Source organism: Roseateles sp. P5_E1, from assembly GCF_054049335.1.
The window spans coordinates 1-596 of the sequence record NZ_JBFUMN010000319.1; the positions used below are offsets into that span (position 1 = coordinate 1).

Consider the following 596-nt stretch of genomic DNA (forward strand, 5'->3'; position numbering starts at 1 on the left):
GCTGCCGTTGGCCTGGCAGCCGCAGTAACGCATGACGTCGGCGCCACGCGGGCGCCGGGCGTCCGTGGCTAGGGCAACGGTTGAAACGCTGCCCCATCACCAATGCTGTTCAGTGTCCAGCGTTTGGCCGACGGTAGCGCTTCCCACTGCACCTGGTCGCGGTCGTCTTCGATGCTGCCATGCGCGCGGCGCAGCTTGCCGGTGGAATAGTTGATGCTCAGCGCCTCGGTTTCCCCGGCGTTGCGCATCAGCGACTGGCTGTCGTAACCGATCAGCGCGAAGGCCTGGTCCTGCCAGCGGAAGGTAAAGGTCGTCGAGCCGGTGGACCAGCTGCCGGCGTTGGAGAAGAAATACAGCTGCACCTGCAACGTGCCGCGCACGATCGATACGCCGCCGGAACCGTCCTCGAATACATCGGACATGTTCGGTTTTTCGTGGCGTGGGATGAGGGTGTGGTTCTGCGCTGCCAGCGCTTAGCTGCCGTCCGGGTTGGACCATGCGACGGCAAGCAGGCGTGGATTGCTGTCCAGCGGGCTTATGCCCAAGCCCTCATGCTCGACCACGTTGTGCCGGTCCTGCTGACGCAGCACCAGCAC

1 protein-coding gene is annotated in these 596 nt (G+C 64.4%); it reads right to left on the reverse strand.

The window, feature by feature from the left end; all coding sequences use genetic code 11:
• Positions 1-68 precede the first annotated feature (68 nt).
• Entirely contained in the window at positions 69-422 is a 354-nt protein-coding gene (locus ACXJKJ_RS31280; protein WP_457395508.1) for a hypothetical protein, read from the reverse strand.
• Positions 423-596: the final 174 nt, after the last annotated feature.

Excerpts from the sequence above, each read along its gene's own strand:
- ACXJKJ_RS31280 (WP_457395508.1), bottom strand. The coding sequence starts at position 422 with ATGTCCGATGTATTCGAGGACGGTTCCGGCGGCGTATCGATCGTGCGC.